This is a genomic window from Colwellia sp. BRX10-9 (assembly GCF_014077405.1).
GTDB lineage: Bacteria > Pseudomonadota > Gammaproteobacteria > Enterobacterales > Alteromonadaceae > Colwellia_A.
The window spans coordinates 15,964-37,751 of the sequence record NZ_JACGVV010000028.1 but is presented as its reverse complement, the minus strand read 5'-3'; the positions used below and the strand labels follow the sequence as shown (position 1 = coordinate 37,751).

The following is a 21,788-nucleotide window of genomic DNA, read 5'->3' as shown; positions in this document are numbered from 1 at the left end:
ATTAGAATATCTATTTTAAGAGAATAAAAAACGCGTAATTTTAGTGTTCAGCGCCAACAATAGCAAGTAATAACGCCGATACAGTGGCAATAAAGGGTCAAGAGACCTTAAATATAAAACAGCTCTGTATTTACCTTGTTTATAATCATCATATTGGAAACTTTATCTCCCCTTTTTGACAATTTACCGTATGCTGAGATTATCGATAAATTTATAGTTGAAAATATCATGAACAATATTGCTTTTGCTCTCGCTAAAACCATCCTGAATGGCTTTGAGCGACATATCTATCTTTTTAGTGAAATTACTCAATCCGCAAAAAAACGCTTTGAACTCTGCCAATGGCAAGCGGTTCAAGATGCAGCAAAAAGTAGAACAGACTTTTATGATAAACGTGTTGAAGAAACACTTGAGACCATTAAAAAAGATTTTTTTGTCTCGAATCTTGACGAGCTTTTATGGCAAAACGTTAAGGTAAGTTACGTCGATTTATTAAAAGAACACCATCAACCAGAGCTAGCAGAGAGTTTTTATAACTCTATCTTTTGTCATTTATTTGAACGTAAGTACTACCACAATGCTTTTATTTTTGTAAAAAGTACCGTTGAAAAAATAGAAAACATTGCCAGTCCGGTTATATACACGCGCTATTTGCCAAGTGAGTTAGGCCTAGAGCAAACTATTGCGGCTATTATGAATAATGCCAACTTCAACATTCCCTTTGTTAACTTAGAAAGAGACATGAAAAGTCTTATAAAGTCTTTTCGCGTTCAAGCACATAAAACACGATATAAACTTAGCGAATTGAAGTTCGATATTCTTGATTTTATATTCTATCGTAACAAAGGGGCTTATATTATTGGTCGCGTTATTTCTCCTGGCGGTGAAACACCTTTTATTGTCCCTATTGTTAATAATGAAAAAGAAGGAAAAGCAGCAGGATTATACATAGATGCTTTGTTAACCGAAGGGGCAAATATGGCGGTAGTTTTCGGTTTTGCCCGCGCTTACTTTTTTGTCGACTGTCAGCACCCTTTTGCTTTAGTGCAATTTTTAAAACGCTTAATTCCTCATAAAACCTTAGCCGATTTATATTCAGCCATTGGTTTTCATAAACAAGGTAAAACACAGTTTTATCGCGATTTTCTCAATCACCTCGACGCAAGTGATGACAAGTTTGAATTAGCTGCAGGTATTAAAGGTATGGTGATGTCAGTATTTACCTTACCCTCTTACCCTTATGTTTTTAAAATTATAAAAGATAAATTTGCCCCAAGTAAGACCATGACTAAGCAAGAAGTTAAAGGAAAATATCGCTTAGTTAAATTACATGACCGAGTTGGACGAATGGCTGACACCATGGAATACTCTGAAGTTGCTTTTCCCAAAGACCGTTTTAGTGAAGAATTATTAACAGAGCTGCTCAATGTTGCTCAATCTATTATTCGTTTTGAAGATGAATTAATTATCATCAAACATTTATATATTGAGCGTCGTATGACACCGCTCAATTTATATTTAGCTAAAGCGAGTGATGAGGAAATTGAAGAAGCAATGTATGGCTATGGCAGCGCGATCAAACAGTTAATTGCTGCCAATATTTTCCCCGGCGACATGTTACTCAAAAACTTTGGCGTAACCCGACACGGACGAGTCATATTTTACGATTATGATGAAATAACCTATATGGATGAAGTTAACTTTAGGGTGAAACCAGAAGCCATTACCGAGGAACAAATTTATGCAGCAGAACCTTGGTACTCGGTAGCACCTGGCGACATGTTTCCAGAGGAAATTGCGACTTTTGCGTTGGCAAATAAGAAATACCGCAATGCTTTTTTATTACATCATGCCGATTTGTTAGAAGCCAGTTTTTGGCAACAATGCCAAAAAAGTGTGGCTACGGGTAAATTTGAAGATGTATTCCCCTACCCAGAGGCACTACGTTTTTGTAATAATTAATATTGTATCTGTGATTGTTTGCTTTACCTGACAATAATTGAGTTTAAAACAAACGCAATGTTGTTATTTTAAGCAAACAGTCATTTATTTCATTTTTTTTGACTTTAGCGCTTTACCTTTGCTATTGCTTGCGTATAATTCGAATCCGTTGCAGGGGTGTAGTTCCAATTGGTAGAACAGCGGTCTCCAAAACCGACGGTTGGGAGTTCGAATCTCTCCACCCCTGCCAATTATTTTCTTAGCTATTTCTAGCTAAGATCAATAGTATTATCTTTATAAATCATCGTAAACCTAATAGTTACTCTGTCATATCTAAATAAGAGCGGTCGTTATACTTATTAAAGTATAATTTATATTTAGGTGAAGAAATAAAAATATAACCTATAATATATTTATTGCTTCTAATAATATCTGACTGGAATAATTTGACACTTTTTAGTACTGTGCCCCAAATAAAATCACCCTCTTTATTATTTTCTTTATATTTTATAATATTTAGCGCTGTTGCCACAGAAATAACCAGTGAAGTAAATTTAGATACCGATTATCAGTCTATCCGTAATAATACGTCGATTTCATTTCAAGAAAAAGAAAATAGCTATACTAAACTGCTTGAACAAGTAACGCCGTTTGAAAACAAGCGCTTTGAAGCACTAATTATTAATCAGTTGCATTACAATGCTATCTTACAAGGAGATACTGTTAATGCTCAACGATGGCTAGATCGCTTTAAAAAAAACCTTAATCAAATCATTTCAAAAAAATCCTTACTCGCGTTAAATCTTCTATCAAAAAAAAATCAGCTGCTTGAGTTACAAAATGATCAACAACATCTGCCAGCATTAAAGATTTCCTTGGCGTTATTTAATCAGATGAACAACGTAATAATAAAAAAAAATAACAGTATTTTAAATGATGATGTCTACCTGACCAACCGAGATGTTGCTGAAATTAATAATTTAACTGGTATTTCGTATTTCTCAATTGGCGACTATGACCAAGCACAACAGTATTTTATTACTAGTTTGCGTTTATATGAAGACTTGCAGGCTTTACAAGGTGTCGCGGCGGCGCTTAATAATTTATCCCTAATTAGCTGGGCACAAAAAGATTTTCATGCTGCCTTAAAATATTTAGAGAGACCTATAGAGATATCACAACAGCTTAACGACAGTGCGCTTTATATCATTAACATTTCAAATCAAGGTATTTATTATACCGAGCTCAAACAGTATGAGAATGCAATCGTATCCTATAAAAAAGCGATTAATCACCCTGACAGTAAATATTTTCCTAAAGAGACATTAGGCGCCATTATTGGTCTCGCCGATGCCTACATTACAATTAATGAATTAACATTAGCAAAAAAGCAATTAGAAGAAGCGTTGCAATTAACTGCAGCAACTAAGAATAAAAAATCACAAATTAGTGCGGAAGGCTTTATTGGCGATATTTATCTACTGCAGGGAGAGCCTCTTCGAGCTTTAGCCATTTATAATCGCGCATTACTTTACTATCAAGAGACCAAACTTCAACAACTTGAAGCAGAGACTTATAAACGCATCAGCAAAGCTTATCAAGCGCAGAAAAAATGGCAACAAGCCTTTAATTTTTATGAAAAACATATCCTGTTAATTAATAAACTTAATGACGAAGCACAGCAAAAATCAATCAGGGTCCTACAAAATCAATATAAAGCAGAAGTAAAACAGAAAAAGATCAACTTATTACAAGCTGAAAATCAATTACAAACATTAGAGCTACAGTCAGCAAAAAATCAAAGTGTTGTGACCATTGTTATTAGTCTATTTTCCTTAATCATTTTATTACTTACGGTAAATCGTCATTATATACGAAAAGAAAAAGTACGTTTAACACGCCACAATAATGAAATCAGAGCCAATGAAGAACAGTTGATGTTATTGTCTATTGCTTTTAAGAATACAGCTGATGCAGTATGGATAACCAATAAAAACTTCGAAATTGAAGTAGTAAACAATGCTTACGTGACACACACCCACAAGCATAAGTCTGAAGTAATAGGTCAAAAGGTAGTTTTTGCAGAAATAAATGGCCAGCCTGCTGATTTATCTGAAAAATTGCGCGCTCAGGCTATGGTGCATGGTAGTTGGTTAGGAGAGCTTTTTGATCAAAAATCTACCGGTGAAATTTATAGTTTAGAATTAGAGATTGAAGCGATAACAAACGATAATAATGAAATTATCCATTATCTTGGTGTTTTTAGAGACATTACTGAAAAAGTAAAAATACAACAGCAATTAAGTAAGCTTGCTACCCACGATGATTTAACCGAATTGCCTAATAGAACCCTATTGCATGAATTGATTGTCCAATCTTCTTTGAACTCTCAACGCTCTCAAAAGTCACCAACCGTACTATTACTTGATGTAAATAGTTTCAAAAAAATTAATGACACTTATGGCCATAGTGCCGGTGATGAAGTTATCCGTGAAATTGCCGATCGTTTAAGTACGGTATTATACCCAAAAGACGTTATTGCACGTATTAATGGTGCTGAATTTTGTATTTTAGTTGAGCTTTCTGACCCTAATTATGGCGCTATCGCTGTTGCACGGAAAATACTGTCTTGTTTTGACACTGCATATGTATTTGATGACCACCAGTTGCCTGTTACCGCAAGCATTGGCATTACTCGATACCCTGAAGATGCTGATGTTCCTCAGGAGCTATTAAGAAAAGCAGCGTTAGCAATCTTTGATATTAAAGCTCAAAAAAAGAATAATTATCAATTTTTTGAACAGCGCATGAACAGTGAAGTTGCAGAACAATTAGCGCAAGAACAAAGGCTACTCACAGCAATAAAAAATGAGACCTTTGAATTTTATTATCAACCCTTTGTTGATACTAAATCTGGCTTGATTTCGGGGGCAGAGGCCTTAATCCGGTGGGTTGAAGCGGACGGTAATATTATTTACCCTGACAGTTTTATTCCCTTTTCTGAAAAGCTTGGTCTAATAGACCAACTTGATAAAATCGCAATAAATAAGGTCTTCGCTCAAGTTGCTTTATGGCAAAAACAAGCGTTAGACTTTGGACCTATTGCCATTAATTTATCAGCAAAAATGTTTTCTGATTCAGCAGCCCTTATTGCACTTTTAAAAGCGAAACTAAACCAATATGGCATCTCTCCCGCCAGGATAAAAATTGAAATTACTGAAGGCATGTTACTGGATAAAATAGATATCGCTATTTTAACCATGCAACAGCTTAAGGCACTTGGCTTTAAGCTTTCATTAGATGATTTTGGTACAGGTTTTTCTTCTTTAAGTTACTTAAAACAATTTCCTATCGACATTCTCAAGATTGACCGTTCGTTTATTATGGGAATGCATGAATCTTCAATCGATCAAAGTATTGTTCGCTCTATTATTAACTTAGCTAATAATTTAAATTTAAGTGTTATCGCAGAAGGCGTGGAATTAAGTGAGCATTTAGCGTTTCTCCAACAATTAAACTGTCAGGAGTATCAAGGTTATTATTTCAGTAAAGCCATTGGTTTTAAAGAGTTAGAGCAACTAGTCATGACTCAAATCAAAACGCTATAAAGTACAATGGCTTTATCTTTTAATTTGCGATTAATTGAGAGTCACAGGATTAATACACCACCAATAATAACGGGTATATTTGGTATTAAGTGAAAATTCTGTCATTATGTGCTTCTTACTTACGCTATGCTTTATCGCCTTAATTTATGACCATGACTAAAAGACAGTTTTCGCACTTGCAGGCTATGGGTATTGAACTTTGGCAGTTAAAAAATAGCGAAAAAACGAACAATAGCGACCACCCTCTTTATTTAGACATTGAACTTGCTACATTAGTTGATACTCATATATTTACCGACATCCTGCATTCTTTAGGTTGCTCTATTGGTGAAGTAAGTTGCAATAATAATGCCTTATCGATAGGTTTATTAACCTGGCAATTTAGTGAACAGACTGATATATCACTAACAAAGCATCACTTGGTTACCCCGTCGATTAACGTTTTGAAAAATTCTCCGCTATTAAAACAAACACTTTGGCAAAAACTACAAGAAATTCAATAAAATGACCTTTAGCTATCATAAAATATCAAGTAACGACGTAGACTTATTAATCCCTATAGAGAATGCTTGTCACTCTCACCCATGGAGTGAAAAAACCTTTAACAGCTGTATTGGCGCGCGATATTTTGGTCATTACTTACAAGTGGATAATGAGTTAGTGGGGTTTTATATTGGCGAGCATGTCGCTGGTGAAGCAACGTTAATGGATGTTTGTGTATTACCAACACTGCAGGGCAAGGGTTATGGTAAAGCATTACTAGAACACTTTTTTATGCAATCAAAACAACTTAACAATACAGTTATTTGGTTAGAAGTTCGAGCAAAGAACATCAGTGCTCAAATGATGTATATCAATAGTGGTTTTATTGAAACTGGCAGAAGAACAGGTTACTACCCAAGTGCCTCTGGTTTCGGTTATGAAGACGCTATAGTCATGAAAAAAGTGCTCTAATACCTAATAAAGCAGGCATAAATGAGATTCCAGTTAATAGGGTTCAGTAAAAAAGCTGCTTCAACAATAAGAGCGACAAGAGTTAAAACCATCATACACGAAACAAAATAAAGCCTCTTTAATCATGACAATTAAAGAGGCTTTTACATATCACGGTTTCACGAATAAGCGTTTAAGCTATTCACACAAGTAAGTAAACTACCAATTTTCAACACCTTTCATGTCTGGTAATTCATGGGCGATACCCTTATGGCAATCTATACAGGTTTTTTCGCCAGAAGCCAGTGCACTTGAGTGCATTTTAACACTGCGATTACCTTGTTCTGAAAAGTCCATGTACTCAAAGTTATGGCAATTACGACATTCCAGTGAATCATTCTCTTTCATGCGTTTCCATTCACGTTCTGCCAATTCACGGCGATGATCTTGAAACTTTTCTCTTGTGTCGATCAAGCCAGTAAGCATACCCCAAACTTCTTTACTCGCCGCAATTTTACGAACGATTTTATGAGTCCATTTTTTGGGAACATGGCAGTCAGGACAAGTAGCACGAACGCCAGAACGGTTAGAGTAATGAATAGTTTCTTTGTATTCTTCATAAACATTATCTTCCATTTCATGACAACTAATGCAGAACTCTTCGGTATTGGTCACTTCAAGGGCGGTATTAAATCCCCCCCAAAAGATAACACCGCCAGCAAAGCCGATAGCTAAAATAAACCATAAGGCGGCACTGCTTGGCGACTTTAAATACGAAAGTAAGCTTTTTATTTTTGATTTTTTAGTCATGTTAATCCCCTAAATTACGTTTAGATAAACCATTATTTAATCATTACCTAACGATTCAACGGGTTTAAAAAGATTATCAACTAACTCAGGTGCATCAGCTTGTGTAACATGGCATTGAGAACAAAAGTAGCGACGCGGAGAAACATCTGACAGTGTTTTACCGTCACGTGTTTCAAAGTGCGTTAAACTTATTTTGGTTGCGCCGGTTTCTCTCGCATATTTCCAACCATGACAAGTTAAACACTTATTACTGTCTTTATTGACCCGATAACCACGTGTTTGATGAGGCACAACAGGTGGTTGATGCACATAATTACGCTGAATAGGATTTTTATCTTTAATGACACGTTTAAGCGCTTCTGCACTTTTGGTTTCATTAATTTTAGCTATGCCACGAATAGTCTCTAAACCGCCTGTCGTTACTTCTTGATAAGCTTGTACGCTTAATGCCATGGCTAAACTGGCTGTTATCATTATTATTGATAATATTTTCATTTTTTACCTCTACCCGGTAGATTAAGTAAATTTAATTAGTGCTAAACAGTGACTTTTTTCACTTTCACCGCACATTTTTTGAAGTCAGTTTGTTTAGACAAGGGATCGGTAGCATCTAGGGTTAACTTATTAACCAATTGTTTTGCATCAAACCAAGGCATAAAAACTAAACCTTTCGGGGGTCTATTACGGCCACGAGTTTCAACACGAGATTTCACTTCACCTCGACGAGATTCAATCAAAACCTCATCACCACGGCGTAAACCTCTTGCTTTAGCATCGTCAGGGTGGATAAATAACACCGCATCAGGAAATGCTTTATGAAGTTCAGGTACACGCGCAGTCATAGAGCCTGAATGCCAATGTTCAAGAACACGACCGGTACTCAGCCATAAGTCGAATTCTTCATCAGGTGACTCTGCCGCTGGTTCGTAGGGTAAGGCAAATATATTGGCTTTTTTATCTTTATGGCCATAAAACTGCACTTCACTGCCTTTCTCTACATAAGGGTCGTGCCCCTCACGAAAACGCCACTTAGTTTCTTTACCATTAACAACCGGCCATCTAAGGCCACGCTCTTCGTGATAGCGATCAAAGGGGGCTAAATCATGACCATGTCCTCGGCCAAAGGTTGCATATTCTTCAAATAAGCCTTTTTGAATATAGAAACCAAAATAATCACCTTCAAAGTTAGTATCACCTTTGGATTCACTCATTGGGAATTTATCTACGTTACCGTTTGCATAAAGCACGTCAAACATAGTTTTGCCACGGTATTCAGGATTCTTGGCAAGTAATTCTTCAGGCCATACTTCTTCAATTTTAAAACGTTTAGAAAATTCAACTATTTGCCATAAATCTGAACGCGCTTCACCTGGCGCATTCACTTGTTGATGCCAAAACTGTGTACGGCGCTCTGCATTGCCGTACGCTCCCTCTTTTTCTACCCACATAGCAGTAGGTAAAATCAAGTCAGCCGCCTGTGCCGTTACCGTTGGGTAAGGGTCTGAAACGACAATGAAATTTTCTGGATTACGATAGCCAGGGATCCCTTCTTCATTAATATTTGGTCCGGCTTGCATGTTGTTATTACACATAACCCAATATGCATTTAATTCGCCATCTTTAAGCATACGATTTTGCAGAACTGCATGGTAACCGGGTTTAGGTGGAATAGTGCCTTCAGGTAATTTCCATATTTTTTCAGCTATCGCTCTATGCTTAGGGTTTTTAACAACGAGATCGGCAGGTAATCTATGTGAGAAAGTCCCTACTTCACGCGCCGTTCCACAGGCTGACGGCTGTCCGGTTAATGAAAACGGGCTGTTACCCGGTTCAGATATTTTACCCGTTAATAAATGCACGTTGTACATGAGGTTATTTGCCCAAACACCACGAGTATGTTGATTGAAACCCATCGTCCAAAACGAAGTCACTTTAACTTTAGGATCCGCATAAAGTTTAGCCAGCGTTAATAATTTATCTTCAGAAACACCCGAAAGTTTTGATGTATATTCAATACTATAAGTGCTAACAAATTTAGCAAAGTCATCGAAGCTCATCGGTTTAGATGCGCCACTGTCAGGATTTTTAGCCGCTTTTTGTAATGGATGAGTAGGACGTAAACCATAACCAATATCAGTAACACCTTCGCGAATATTGACATGCTTTTTCATGAAATCTTCGTTAACGGCGTTATTTTGAATAATATAATTAGCAATAAAGTTTAATATCGCTAAATCTGTTTGTGGTGTAAAAATCATACCGTTATCAGCAAGTTCAAAACTTCGATGCTTATACGTTGATAATACGTTTACTTTTACATGAGGATGACTTAAACGACGGTCAGCTAAACGCGACCATAAAATAGGATGCATTTCCGCCATATTAGAACCCCAAAGGACAAATGCATCGGCGTGTTCTAAATCATCATAACAACCCATAGGTTCGTCGATACCAAAGGTACGCATAAAACCACCCACAGCTGACGCCATACAGTGACGAGCATTAGGATCAAGGTTGTTGGTTAAAAAGCCCGCTTTCATTAATTTTGAAGCGGCATAACCTTCCCAAACAGTCCACTGACCCGAACCAAACATACCAACTGAGGTCGGGCCTTTTTTCTTTAAAGCGGCTTTAAATTTTTCAGCCATAACATCAAAGGCGGTATCCCAGCTTACCGGTGTAAACTCACCTTCTTTGGCATAAACACCATCTTTCATCCGTAATAACGGTTGAGTTAATCGGTCTTTCCCATACATAATTTTGGATAAAAAGTAACCTTTAATACAGTTAAGACCTTTGTTAACTTCTGCTTGAGGGTCACCTTGAGTCGCCACCACTTTTCCTTCTTGTGTTCCAACAAGCACACTACAACCTGTGCCACAAAAACGACAAGGGGCTTTATCCCATTTAATGGTAGTATCCGACGATTTAGTCAGCAAGTTTGAAGCTGAAGATGGCACGGCGATACCTGCGGCGACAGCTGTTGCTGCAATGGCGTTCGCTTTTATAAAATCACGTCTTGTTAATGTCATACCTTTATCCCCTGATGTTGTGGTAGCCCATAATCATTATGATGAAAAATCAATGATGAAGAGATCACACCCGGTAAATTACTCATATCTGTAATGGTGTTAATAAGGCCTTTGCCTTTTTCACCTCTGTTTAAATCATTTTCTTCTATGGTAACCACCATAGAGCCGTTATCAGCAATCTCATGCACTTCAGCGCCAGGAAATCCGCCCAGTTCTTCGGCCACTTTCGCGGTATTACTTGGCTGAGCAACAAAAAGCACACCAGCAATATTAATAGGTTTTTCTTCTAGTAGATTGATCACGATTATTCCCCTGCCGGCTTAATACCTAACATTTTTAAAAGTGCGATAGCGACTAAAGCGGTACCGGCAAAACCAGCTAAAAAAATAACAGGCATCGATGAATATCCTAAGATATTCCAAATCATTTGTTCAAGAGCGCTCATATAACTCTCCTATTAGTATGTGTGGGTTGCTCACCCACAGAATTTTTTGGTGTTAATTCAATAGATGATTGCGGGCAAATAGCAACACAGGCCCCACAATTTGTGCAGTCACTAAGTTTTATCTGGGGTTGTGGTACTGATGAATTTATATATTTAAAAGATATAGCTTCTGTCTCACAGCTATCTTGACAACTTTGACAAAACACATCGTTAACCGCTAAGCAATCGCCCTTTATGGAGATATCTAAATCCCAAGCATTTACTTCTGGAGCAAGTGCACGTTCGGCAAAAAGTGGCTGTTGACAACTTTCAACGCACGCTTGACAAAAAGTACACTCTCCTTTTAAAAAGTTAACTTCAGGGAAACCGCCATCACCTTTTTGAATGATATTTTCAGGACAAGACGTTAAACAGTCACCACATTGTGTGCAGCCATCAATAAAAGTGGCTTCATTGAGCACCCAAGGCAATCTGATTGCCGGAGCGGTTGTTAATTTTTTTGCTTTAAAAAAGTTTCTTCTAGCTAAATCAACCATGCTATCTCGTTATTTTTACATCATATTTCAGACTTTCTACCCAAAGAGTAATTTATCTTATACTCGAAGGTGAGATATTGATTTCGATCAAGACTTTCAAATAACATGACTATTAATCTCTTTATTAAATTCAAAAAAACCAGCTTGTATTGAATTTATTATTGAATCTCAACCTTAAAAATAACCAATCAAATAATTATTATCTGCACGATCACTTACCACTTAATCAAATAACAAAAGAAAAAGTGTTAATGTCTCGGATTCTTGCTAAAAATAATCATTTAAAGACAGTCCCCTAATGCGGCTATTTATATTTATGGTACAATGCGCGCAAAATTTAGGATTGTTCACATGTCCTTTCAGTATTTAAAAAAAGCATTTTATGTGCATCAGCATGTACACCAAAGAGAACTTTTAAAACATGACAACGCTACAGGCTAATGAAGTCAATCTAAGACGTACTTTCGCAATTATCTCTCATCCTGATGCGGGTAAAACCACCATCACTGAAAAAGTATTACTTTTTGGTCAGGCTTTACAACGAGCCGGCACGGTAAAAGGTAAAAAATCAGGCCAGCATGCAAAGTCTGACTGGATGGAAATGGAGAAAGAGCGTGGTATTTCTATCACGACCTCTGTAATGCAATTTCCTTATAACGGTTGTTTAGTTAATTTACTGGACACACCTGGTCACGAGGACTTTTCAGAAGATACCTACAGAACACTCACCGCGGTTGATTCATGCTTAATGGTTATCGACGTAGCTAAAGGTGTTGAGGCACGAACTGTTAAGTTAATGGAAGTAACGCGTTTACGTGATACGCCCATCATTACTTTTATGAATAAAATGGATCGTGATGTTCGTGACCCAATGGAAGTTATGGATGAAGTGGAAGATGTGCTGAAAATAAAATGTGCCCCTATTACTTGGCCGATTGGTATGGGTAAAGAATTTAAAGGTGTCTATAACATTTTAACTGACGAAATATTTTTATATAAGTCAGGACTTGGCCATATGATCCAAGAAGAAAGAATTATCAAAGGGCTTGATAACCCAGAGTTAGATAAGGTCATTGGAACTTATGCTGACGATTTACGTGAAGAATTAGAACTGGTTGCGGGTGCATCACATGAATTTAATTTGGAAGAGTTTTTAAAAGGTGAACTAACGCCAGTATTCTTTGGTACGGCTTTAGGTAATTTTGGTGTTGACCATATGCTTAATGGTTTAACTAAATGGGCACCAAAACCTTTACCTCGTTTAACTGATGTTAGAGAAGTAACCGCTCAAGAAGAAAAATTCACTGGCTTTGTTTTTAAAATTCAAGCGAACATGGATCCAAAACACCGTGACCGTATTGCTTTTATGCGTATTTGCTCAGGTAAATACGAAAAAGGCATGAAAATGCGTCAAGTACGTATTAACAAAGATGTAAAAATTGCCGATGCCGTAACGTTTATGGCTGGAGACCGTGCACATGTAGAAGAAGCATATGCCGGCGATATTATCGGTTTACATAACCACGGTAGTATTCAAATCGGTGATACCTTTACTTCAGGCGAAATGATGAAATTTAGTGGTATTCCAAACTTTGCCCCTGAAATGTTTCGTCGTATTCGTTTACGTGATCCATTAAAAGCTAAACAATTACAAAAAGGTTTAATACAACTTTCAGAAGAAGGTGCTGTGCAAGTATTCAGACCTTTCAACTCAAACGAGATGATAGTTGGCGCGGTCGGTGTATTGCAGTTTGAAGTCGTTGTACAACGTTTAAAAACTGAATATAAAGTTGACGCTATATACGAACCGATAAGTGTAGCAACTGCACGCTGGTGTACTTGTGATAATGAAAGAACACTAGAGCAATTTAGCAAAAAAGCTTATGACAATTTAGCACTAGATGGTGGTAATAACTTAACGTATATTGCTCCAACTATGGTGAATTTGAATTTGGCACAAGAGCGTCATCCTGACATTCAGTTCCACAAGACCCGAGAACACTAAGTTTTTCTGCGTAGTAGGTATTTTACCCGCGTTGTTCGATACTTTTTATTGGCTTATTTAGTAAACTAAACTCACCAATAAAAAGTAACAAACGCTTTGCTAAAATGCCATATACTTGCAAAAAATGAGCAAATAATTTCTATTAAAAGAAAACAGAGATCAAAATGAATATTAAGCAATTACTAAGTGAAAAAGTATCTGCGGCCATGGTTTTGGCTGGATTGCCTGAAGGCACTAACCCAGCGGTAAGCCTGTCAAGTCGCCCTAATTTTGGTGACTACCAAGCAAATGGTGTTATGGGTGCAGCTAAAAAACTGAAAATGAACCCACGCGAATTAGCGACCACCGTTGTTAACCACTTAGATTTAGCTGGTATTGCTGACCATATAGAATTAGCCGGACCGGGGTTTATTAATATTCATTTAGACAAATCATGGTTAGCCGCTCAACTCGCTAAAATGACTGATGATGAAAAATTAGGTGTAACCCAACGTGGTGCCACTGAAGAAGACAAAAAACAAACGGTTATTGTTGATTATTCAGCGCCAAACCTTGCCAAAGAAATGCATGTTGGCCACTTGCGTTCAACCATTATCGGTGATGCAGTAGTACGTGCATTAGAGTTTCGTGGTGACAAAGTCATCCGCCAGAATCACATGGGTGACTGGGGCACACAATTTGGCATGTTATTGGCGCACTTAAGCGACAAACTCAATGCCAACGAAGTTGCTGAAACTGCACTTTCTGATTTAGAAAACTTTTACCGCGAAGCGAAAGTACGTTTTGATAACGAAGAAGGCTTTGCTGACCGTGCTCGTAATTATGTGGTAAAACTGCAAGGTGGCGACAAAGATTGCTTAGTCTTATGGAAATTATTCATTGATATATCTATTGCCCACAGTGAAGATATTTATCAAAAACTTAATGTTACTTTAACCCGCGACGATATCATGGGCGAAAGTGCGTATAACGAAGATTTACCCAAGGTTGTTGATGAATTAATGACTAAGGGTATTGCTGAAGTTAGCGAAGGCGCAAAAGTGGTTTTCATTAATGAAATGGCGAATAAAGACGGTGATGCCCCCGTTTTTATCATCCAAAAAACCGGTGGTGGCTATTTATATGCGACCACAGATTTATCTGCTTGTCGCTACCGTAGCAATGAACTAAAAGCTGACCGTATCATTATTTTTACCGATGCCCGTCAAAGCTTACATTTTAAACAAGTAGAAATTGTAGCGCGTAAAGCAGGGTTACTGCCAGAACATGTTGGTTATGATCACTGCCCGTTTGGTATGATGATGGGTGACGATGGTAAGCCATTTAAAACAAGAACTGGCGGTACTATAAAATTAGCAGAATTACTTGATGAAGCCATTGTTCGTGCAAAAGCGGTCATTAAAGAAAAAAATCCAGATTATCCTGAAGATAAGCTAAATGAAATTGCAGTAAAAGTAGGTATTGGTGCGGTTAAATTTGCTGATTTATCTAAGAATAGAACCAGCGACTATATTTTTAACTGGAAAACCATGTTGAGTTTTGAAGGCGCTACGGCTCCTTACTTGCAGTATGCTTATTCACGTGTTCAAAGTATTTTCAGCAAGGCAAAAATTGAACAAGTAAACTTTAGCGCTGATATCACCATTATTGAACCACAAGAAAAAGCCTTAGCGTTAAAATTACTCCAGCTCGAAGAAGTGCTAGATGCGGTCATTAGCGAATCTATGCCTAACCTATTGTGTAATTATTTATATGAGTTAGCGAGTTTATACATGAGCTTCTACGAGGCTTGCCCTATTCTCAAAGAGGGTATTGACCAAGATGTAAAACAGTCTCGCTTAGCACTTTGTTTAAGTATCTCGAAAACCTTAAAACAAGGCTTAGATATTCTTGGCATTGACGTTATGGAACGCATGTAGTCTGCATAAAAGCACATATGGCATTAGCCCTTGTTTACTCAAGGGTCAATGCCAAAAAATTGAAATAGTTTCAGCATAGAGCAAGTATTAAGGTAGGAAGTGTCAATAAATGAAAGTGCTAATCGTTGATAATACAGACCAAAAACTCTTGCCATTAAAGCAGGCATTTTATAATGGTCCTTGCCAAACCGCTTATGTTGATAACGGCAAACATGCCCTGAAAGCCTTAAAGAAATATAAATTTGACGCTATTATTAGCGTATTGGATTTAGGACAAATAAGTGGCTTAGATCTTCTTAAAGCCATAGCACTTAAACATCCTGCTATGATACGAATAGCAATTACTAATGATAACATTGCACAGAGCCAGCTTAATGGTCAAGCCGCTAATAATTGCCATTACACTTACGCACTGCCGCTTAACGTTGAAAATATTCATCAAACCATCACAGCCCTTGGCGATGATAATAAAGCGATCACCAAAGATCATATTATCAAGGCAGTTGCCAAAGTTAAAACATTACCAAGCCCACCCAAAGTCTATTTACAACTCAATGCAATTTTAGAAGAAAGTAATACCGATTCAGGAAAAATATCAGAGATAATTTCTCAAGACCCAGCATTAGCCGCTAAAGTATTGCAGTTTTCCAATAGTTCCTTTATGAACCAAGGCAAGCCAATCAACGATATTAGCGAAGCAATAACACGTATGGGACTAGAAACACTCTGCTGTATTGTTATGACGGCTGAACTTTTTTCTTATGAACCCGACATTGCTGACTTTTCATTGATCAAAGAACAACTACACTGTTTATCAACGGCCCGCTTGGCCGCTTCAATGGTGAAAGTAGAACTTAAGCGAGATGCTCTACTTGCGGGTTTATTGCACGACATTGGTAAAATTGTACTATTTGAGATGGACCCAACACTTACAAAAACATATTTTGAATATCGGCTTAAAAATGCCAACAATAATGCCTTAGAGCAAAAAATATTTGGCACAGATCATAACCATGTTGGTGGCTATCTCCTGCACCTGTGGAGCTTTTCTTATCATTTAATTGAGGCGGTAGTTATGCATCATCAGCCGGATAAGCTCTTAAAAAAATCATTTGGTATCGCACAAGCCGTTTATCTAGCCGATATATTATTAAGAGAGCAACAACCCGAGCCAAAATTTATCGAGCATTTTAAATTAGAAAATGTGCTTGGCGCTTTGGAAAAAAGAGCAGCAAAGCTAAGACAGTAATCACCAAGCTAAACTTTAGATAAGCTATAATTTCACACATCCATTATTTACACTTCAAGTAAAGCCGATTAATTTATGAAATTTACCGATAGCCACTGTCATTTAGATTTCAAAGCTTTTACCCATAAAGGTAGTGCTTCAACAAATTTACTGCTTGAGCAATGTGCAAAAGAAAGTATTCATCAAATTATTGTTCCTGCGGTTAGACCAGATAACTGGCAAAATGTTTTAGCCTTAGCCCACCATAATAAAAACCAACCTTTGAGTGGTTGCAATGTTTTTGCCTGCTTAGGTATTCATCCTTGGTTTTTAGAGGGATTAGCGCAAAAAAATCTCGATGACTTAGCGCAAAAAATATTAGAGAATAAAACGCAAATAATTGCAATTGGCGAAGCTGGGCTTGATGGCGTTATCGCAAAGCAGCAAGATAATATTAACCAACAAATGTTATTTTTTGAATTCCAACTTAACCTTGCACAACAGCATCAACTGCCGATTATTGTTCATCACCGGCGCACGCACAACGAAACGATCACACTGTTAAAACAAATAAAAGTTTCCCGAGGAGGTATTATTCATGCTTTTTCAGGAAGCTACCAGCAGGCTTGCCAATATATAGATTTGGGATTTAAGTTAGGCATCGGTGGCACTATCACCTACCCTAGAGCGGAGAAAACAATAAAAGCCATTAAGCGCTTACCTTTGAGTAGCCTAGTATTAGAAACAGATGCACCTTCGATGCCGCTAAATGGTTTTCAAGGCGAAGATAATTCACCTCTGCGTGTTATTGATGTTTTTGAACGATTAGCCGAATTGCGCCAAGAGAGCAAAGAAGAAATAGCCGAAAAAATTGAAGATAATATTTCAACCCTCTTTCAGTTGGCTCAGCGATGAAACGGATTAACTAGCTCCATCAATGATGCCTACTTAAGTCAGCCTTTTATCTTTATCGACTAATCTAAACCCCTGACGACTAAACCGGTTGAGACCTCTGGTAAGCAGAAAGCCAACGACGCCAGCGATTATCATCATTAAACGTAACAGCGTAAACTGTTGATCATTATTTTTTAATAACTTAGTGGTTAAATAGTTTTTGTCTAGGGTTAAGCGAACGTAGCCAATTAATCTTTCTTTACGGATTTCACTAACGAAAGGCACGGCGAATTCACTCTTATTTAATTTATATTCAGACAGCCCAAAAAGAGCTTTGACACTTTTTGCATTTTGACTGCTAATAATTAATTGCCCTGATAAATCATAGAGATGAATTTCTTTTATTACCTCGGCCAGTTGCAATTCATCAACGTAGTTTTGCAGTAATTGTCGACTCTCTTTCGTGTTAACCTCGGTGATTAATACAGATAAACCTGCTGAAGCTTGTTGCAAATACTGCTGACCAACATCATAAAAATGTTGATCGATAGTTTGCTTATTTTGTGTCTGGCTGTATATCCATAGATTCATTAGCACGACAATAAAGACAATCGCTATAGCTAATTGCATAATTTTATTATAAATGGATGATAATTTAGGGTATAAAGGCTGTTCTATTTGTGTCATAAGCACTACAAATGTATAAAATTTATCATTACGTTCATTTTTATACTATAGCATTATTCATTGAAAATAATCGCTAAAACTAACATTCACATAAAAGGCGGTACTGTGTCCATTGCTATTAAACGTTTTTCCCTTGAGCATATTCAACAACTTACTTTGGCTGAGTTTATTTCTTCAACAACATCAGAAAAATGTTTACCTTGCTTTACCACTTTCGAAGGTAGCGACTGGTGCGTTGATCAGCGCCTTACCCAACAACAAGGTGGTCAAACATGTTTAGCCGAGAAGAGACACGCTAAAACAGCCTTAGAGCTTGTAGTTTTTAGTGAAATTAGTCTTAGTATGCTCAGTAATTTAATCAGTCAATGCCAACTATCAATTTGGGCGGTAAATGCTATCAATCTAAGGAATAATCTTACTAGCTATCGCTTTAGCGTTACTTGTACAAACTTAAAAACTGCAAGAGAAAGCTTAGTCAACTTTACCCTCAGCAATAAAATCGAAGCCGCACTGATTGAAAACGCGCCAAAATTATCAGAACCAGGTATTTTGGTTATGGATATGGACTCCACGACCATAGAGATTGAATGTATCGATGAGATCGCAATACTTGCAGGTGTTGGAGAACAAGTGGCAGCCGTTACTGAACTTGCTATGCTTGGTGAACTTGATTTCGCACAAAGCTTGCATCAACGGGTCGCCACCTTAAAAGGTTCCTCAGAAAACATCTTGGCTGAGGTTGCTAAGAATATCCCGTTAATGGCTGGTTTAGAGATACTTGTTAGTACATTAAAATCCCATGGTTGGAAAGTTGCGATTGCCTCAGGTGGCTTTACTTACTTTGCCGATCACTTAAAAGATTTACTGGCACTTGATGCCGCCCACGCTAATACCTTAGAAATTATTGATGGCAAGTTAACGGGTAAAGTTTTAGGAGATGTTGTTGATGCACAAGCAAAAGCAGATTGTTTAGTCGCTTTACAAAAGAAATATCACTTAGCTAAGGAGCAAACCGTCGCTATGGGTGATGGTGCCAATGATTTAGTCATGATGGCCGCTGCACATTTGGGCGTAGCATTTCATGCTAAGCCACTAGTTTTAGCAAAGGCAGACACTGCCATTAATGCCGATGGTCTTGATTGTCTTTTACATTGGCTTGCGTAGGACCCTTTAAATAACGTTACTTAATAGCTCATGACGAACTAAAGTTTCTTGAGTAATATCAAGAAACTGCATAACCCCAGCAACACTCCAAATATCTTGCTCTATTTGTTTACCACGGTGAATAGCATAGGAACTTATGTAGCTTAATTCTGGGTTAAGATGGTCCATATCGGGGTCATCTGTTCGAGATAATCTAACCTGTACGCAAAAGAATAAACCACGATTTAATGCCCGCGATATAAACATTCGCTGCAACATCGGCGACTCTAATTCGCTTGATGTTTTGGTCGTAACCGCTTGATCAATGATTTCATTATCTAAATTTACAGCAATATATAATGTTTCAAGCACCGGAGTATCATCGGTTTGCATTTTCTTCAATGGTAAGGTTAAGGTACTAGTTGCTTGTAAATTATTGAGTAATGGGTATAGATTATACTGTGATGGCGAATCACTTAACTGTTTCATAACCGGCAATAACTTATCTTTAACAGTACCACAAACGATAGCTTCTAACTTATAGCGACTGCCACTGGTTTGTACCATTAATGTCGGAATAGTTAAACTTCTACTGTAAATATTTCTCAATGCCTTAGCAAGGCCAGGTATCATTAAGGCATATTCATCTGGCGTTAACTTATCACGATTTTTTGTAATTAATGCTTTAAAGAATGCTCTTCCCATGTGTTGATGCTTTTCAACATAAACCCGTAAGTTAAGTATGTTTTTCTTTTTATTAACTCGCATAACTTCATAAGGCAAACCTTTTAAATCAAAGGCAGAGGTAATTTTTTGCAAGCCAGGAAAAGTTAAATAGACAACGTCTCCTTTGTTTAATACCGAAGGTTTATCAAGTTCTAGTTTTAAACCTAAAATGGAAAAATCATGCGATTTACCTGAGCAACGAACACCTGCAATTTCAAGTTCAACAGGAGTAACATATTTAAATCTTGACTCTTGTCGTTGATTTTTATAATTAATGCCTACTTCATCCATCAATAGCGGTAATGTAAGTCGTTTATGACCAAAGTTTTTTAACCGAATTGTATCAATGTTTTCAAATGATAGTTGTTGATACTGCCTAGTTGATGCTGGGTTGGTTACATCACTAGCGACCACGATACTTTGCAGATTATGAAGGGTTTCTATTGCATCACTAGGGATAGGGAGATTTAAGTATTCATTCTTTTTTGTTAGCGTATTCGATAACGTTAACGGCGAATGCGCTTTATCATTATCAACGTCCATAATCGATAGTTGAGTAATAGCAAAGCTCGGCTTTGACGCAGCAAATCCTAAAAATTGTACCTTAAAATCACTATCATTATTTAATTGCTCCACATCTGCCGTATAAAAAAATGATTTACCTTGGCTTTTGTGCACGAAACTATAGACTAATAATGACTTACCTAAAGCATGGGCTTTTCTCATTCTGAGCAAGCGTTCAGGTGTTATCAGACAGTATAAGGTTGAGTGGCGATTTTCATCTTGCCAATATTGAAAAGTGGCTTGGTTATTATGACAGGTGAGCGCGTATCTAGGTAAAAGATCGCCTTTGTTATCTTCTACAAAAATCGGTAATTCATTTAATTTAGGTAAACTATATTGCTCAAAGCTACGTGATTGAATAGCATGAATAGTATTGTCTAGGTTAACTTTATAACGGCGTTTATTGCCTTGGATGAAGCCCTGAAGAAAAGTTTGAAAACCGTCAACGCGTTTATCTTTCGAGTAAACTCTCTGACAGCCAATTAACTGAGTTTTCTCAATTTTTTGTATGTTTTTAACTTCAAAATGAAAACTTTTTTCTTTACCAAATTGAAATTCGTCTTCGAGACCTCGAAACCGAATACTTATATGTTGTCCAACCGTAATTGTATTTTTGAAATTAAAGCGAAACTTACACCCTTCAACACTGATATCTGAACTCGTACACTCGTATTCATTTTTATCGTTTTCAAGCAGTATGTCTAAGGTAATAGCGAAATTCATTCGCTCTTCACTACGATTATGATACGGACCAAAAGTAAACAAACTTGCTGGGTACTGCGTTTTTTCAAAGGTCTTACTGGCTTTAGTCGTCTCAACTTGTACCGGTTTACCCATGTTACTTTTTTCTTTTTGATATATAACCCGAAAGTTATTTTCAGTGTTCATTACTGCTTCGTAAACACCAAAAGTATATCCCTGATAAAAACCTATATTTTCTTGATAAACTTTAATCGCAATATCATCAAGATAGTGAACGCGTCCATCATGCTCAAAAGATCGACATTCACCATCAACATGACCACGCAAATCGATTAGACGCGTACATGGAACAGCTAAACGCTTGAGCTCCATTTTAAGCAAAAAGCGCTCTGTTTTGGGGATATGTTGAGTCATCGCAGAAAAATTTGTTTCAAAATCGTTCTTTAAAACCTTCCCACGAAACTGTTCAATTATCTTTTGGTACTTTAAAAAATCTGTAGTCATATCTGCTTTAATTTCTTTTAGTAACACTTGTGATATGCAATGAATTGAAAGAAATAATCATTTACTTTCTATGTAGTAAATCTACTATAAATTAATTTGTAATGAAATAAC

17 protein-coding genes and 1 tRNA gene are annotated in these 21,788 nt (G+C 37.1%); 10 read left to right on the top strand and 8 right to left on the bottom strand.

Annotation, left to right across the window (positions count from 1 at the left end):
* Nucleotides 1-228 precede the first annotated feature (228 nt).
* From aceK to rimI, 5 genes are all read left to right on the top strand, one after another.
* The gene (gene aceK, locus H4J69_RS15000; RefSeq protein WP_182218311.1) at nt 229-1,962 is read left to right on the top strand and encodes a bifunctional isocitrate dehydrogenase kinase/phosphatase; all 1,734 of its coding nucleotides are present in this window, start codon (nt 229-231) and stop codon (nt 1,960-1,962) included.
* Between the two features lie 152 nt (nt 1,963-2,114).
* Nucleotides 2,115-2,191, top strand: a tRNA-Trp gene (locus H4J69_RS14995).
* A 196-nt stretch (nt 2,192-2,387) separates the two neighbouring features.
* Nucleotides 2,388-5,549, top strand: coding sequence for an EAL domain-containing protein (locus H4J69_RS14990; RefSeq protein ID WP_182244917.1), 3,162 nt, complete (start codon nt 2,388-2,390; stop codon nt 5,547-5,549).
* A 152-nt stretch (nt 5,550-5,701) separates the two neighbouring features.
* The gene (locus H4J69_RS14985; RefSeq protein ID WP_182217604.1) at nt 5,702-6,052 is read left to right on the top strand and encodes a DNA polymerase III subunit psi; all 351 of its coding nucleotides are present in this window, start codon (nt 5,702-5,704) and stop codon (nt 6,050-6,052) included.
* Nucleotide 6,053: 1 nt separating this feature from the next.
* A complete protein-coding gene (gene rimI, locus H4J69_RS14980) occupies nt 6,054-6,503 on the top strand; it encodes a ribosomal protein S18-alanine N-acetyltransferase (protein ID WP_182217602.1) in 450 nt (149 codons plus the stop codon).
* Between the two features lie 198 nt (nt 6,504-6,701).
* Here the strand turns inward: rimI and H4J69_RS14975 are convergent, their stop codons facing one another.
* Genes H4J69_RS14975 through napF form a run of 6 tightly spaced genes read right to left on the bottom strand, consistent with a single transcriptional unit; the run spans nt 6,702 to nt 11,305 of the window.
* Nucleotides 6,702-7,292, bottom strand: a complete 591-nt coding sequence (locus H4J69_RS14975; protein WP_182217601.1) for a NapC/NirT family cytochrome c — start codon at nt 7,290-7,292, stop codon at nt 6,702-6,704.
* 36 nt (nt 7,293-7,328) lie between these two features.
* The gene (locus H4J69_RS14970; RefSeq protein WP_182217599.1) at nt 7,329-7,787 is read right to left on the bottom strand and encodes a nitrate reductase cytochrome c-type subunit; all 459 of its coding nucleotides are present in this window, start codon (nt 7,785-7,787) and stop codon (nt 7,329-7,331) included.
* Between the two features lie 41 nt (nt 7,788-7,828).
* On the bottom strand, nt 7,829-10,324 hold the full coding sequence (gene napA / locus H4J69_RS14965) for a nitrate reductase catalytic subunit NapA (RefSeq protein WP_182217597.1): 2,496 nt from the start codon (nt 10,322-10,324) through the stop codon (nt 7,829-7,831).
* On the bottom strand, nt 10,321-10,626 hold the full coding sequence (locus tag H4J69_RS14960; RefSeq protein WP_182217595.1) for a chaperone NapD: 306 nt from the start codon (nt 10,624-10,626) through the stop codon (nt 10,321-10,323). Before H4J69_RS14960 ends, napA begins: the two co-directional genes overlap by 4 nt.
* A gap of 2 nt (nt 10,627-10,628) precedes the next feature.
* Nucleotides 10,629-10,769: a TIGR02808 family protein gene (locus tag H4J69_RS14955; RefSeq protein WP_070376027.1), complete on the bottom strand. Its 141-nt coding sequence runs from the start codon at nt 10,767-10,769 to the stop codon at nt 10,629-10,631.
* Nucleotides 10,766-11,305 (bottom strand): ferredoxin-type protein NapF, encoded by a 540-nt coding sequence (gene napF / locus H4J69_RS14950; RefSeq protein ID WP_182222710.1) that lies wholly within the window; start codon nt 11,303-11,305, stop codon nt 10,766-10,768. The genes H4J69_RS14955 and napF overlap by 4 nt, the downstream gene beginning before the upstream one ends.
* Nucleotides 11,306-11,726: 421 nt before the next feature.
* Between napF and prfC the strand changes: the two genes are divergently transcribed.
* The 4 genes from prfC to H4J69_RS14930 all read left to right on the top strand — a co-directional run bounded on the left by prfC (nt 11,727) and on the right by H4J69_RS14930 (nt 17,372).
* Nucleotides 11,727-13,310: a peptide chain release factor 3 gene (gene prfC / locus H4J69_RS14945; RefSeq protein ID WP_070376025.1), complete on the top strand. Its 1,584-nt coding sequence runs from the start codon at nt 11,727-11,729 to the stop codon at nt 13,308-13,310.
* A 164-nt stretch (nt 13,311-13,474) separates the two neighbouring features.
* Nucleotides 13,475-15,229 (top strand): arginine--tRNA ligase, encoded by a 1,755-nt coding sequence (gene argS, locus H4J69_RS14940; protein WP_182250779.1) that lies wholly within the window; start codon nt 13,475-13,477, stop codon nt 15,227-15,229.
* Nucleotides 15,230-15,338: 109 nt separating this feature from the next.
* On the top strand, nt 15,339-16,478 hold the full coding sequence (locus H4J69_RS14935; RefSeq protein ID WP_182245046.1) for an HDOD domain-containing protein: 1,140 nt from the start codon (nt 15,339-15,341) through the stop codon (nt 16,476-16,478).
* Between the two features lie 75 nt (nt 16,479-16,553).
* Nucleotides 16,554-17,372: a TatD family hydrolase gene (locus tag H4J69_RS14930; RefSeq protein WP_182231027.1), complete on the top strand. Its 819-nt coding sequence runs from the start codon at nt 16,554-16,556 to the stop codon at nt 17,370-17,372.
* Nucleotides 17,373-17,405: 33 nt separating this feature from the next.
* Here H4J69_RS14930 and H4J69_RS14925 read toward each other — a convergent pair whose 3' ends face one another.
* Entirely contained in the window at nt 17,406-18,038 is a 633-nt protein-coding gene (locus H4J69_RS14925) for an AhpA/YtjB family protein (RefSeq protein WP_182217587.1), read from the bottom strand.
* Nucleotides 18,039-18,143: 105 nt separating this feature from the next.
* Here H4J69_RS14925 and serB point away from each other — a divergent pair, with 105 nt between their 5' ends.
* Nucleotides 18,144-19,202 (top strand): phosphoserine phosphatase SerB, encoded by a 1,059-nt coding sequence (serB, locus tag H4J69_RS14920; RefSeq protein WP_310733616.1) that lies wholly within the window; start codon nt 18,144-18,146, stop codon nt 19,200-19,202.
* A gap of 6 nt (nt 19,203-19,208) precedes the next feature.
* On the opposite strand, the gene H4J69_RS14915 is transcribed toward serB, so the two are convergent.
* Nucleotides 19,209-21,677, bottom strand: a complete 2,469-nt coding sequence (locus H4J69_RS14915) for a PilZ domain-containing protein (protein ID WP_182222706.1) — start codon at nt 21,675-21,677, stop codon at nt 19,209-19,211.
* Between the last annotated feature and the right edge of the window lie 111 nt (nt 21,678-21,788).

Coding starts and splice junctions, on each gene's coding strand:
- aceK (WP_182218311.1), top strand. CDS start 229: ATGAACAATATTGCTTTTGCTCTCGCTAAAACCATCCTGAATGGCTTT.
- H4J69_RS14985 (WP_182217604.1), top strand. CDS start 5,702: ATGACTAAAAGACAGTTTTCGCACTTGCAGGCTATGGGTATTGAACTT.
- rimI (WP_182217602.1), top strand. CDS start 6,054: ATGACCTTTAGCTATCATAAAATATCAAGTAACGACGTAGACTTATTA.
- H4J69_RS14975 (WP_182217601.1), bottom strand. CDS start 7,292: ATGACTAAAAAATCAAAAATAAAAAGCTTACTTTCGTATTTAAAGTCG.
- H4J69_RS14970 (WP_182217599.1), bottom strand. CDS start 7,787: ATGAAAATATTATCAATAATAATGATAACAGCCAGTTTAGCCATGGCA.
- napA (WP_182217597.1), bottom strand. CDS start 10,324: ATGACATTAACAAGACGTGATTTTATAAAAGCGAACGCCATTGCAGCA.
- H4J69_RS14955 (WP_070376027.1), bottom strand. CDS start 10,769: ATGAGCGCTCTTGAACAAATGATTTGGAATATCTTAGGATATTCATCG.
- napF (WP_182222710.1), bottom strand. CDS start 11,305: ATGGTTGATTTAGCTAGAAGAAACTTTTTTAAAGCAAAAAAATTAACA.
- prfC (WP_070376025.1), top strand. CDS start 11,727: ATGACAACGCTACAGGCTAATGAAGTCAATCTAAGACGTACTTTCGCA.
- argS (WP_182250779.1), top strand. CDS start 13,475: ATGAATATTAAGCAATTACTAAGTGAAAAAGTATCTGCGGCCATGGTT.
- H4J69_RS14935 (WP_182245046.1), top strand. CDS start 15,339: ATGAAAGTGCTAATCGTTGATAATACAGACCAAAAACTCTTGCCATTA.
- H4J69_RS14930 (WP_182231027.1), top strand. CDS start 16,554: ATGAAATTTACCGATAGCCACTGTCATTTAGATTTCAAAGCTTTTACC.
- H4J69_RS14925 (WP_182217587.1), bottom strand. CDS start 18,038: ATGACACAAATAGAACAGCCTTTATACCCTAAATTATCATCCATTTAT.
- H4J69_RS14915 (WP_182222706.1), bottom strand. CDS start 21,677: ATGACTACAGATTTTTTAAAGTACCAAAAGATAATTGAACAGTTTCGT.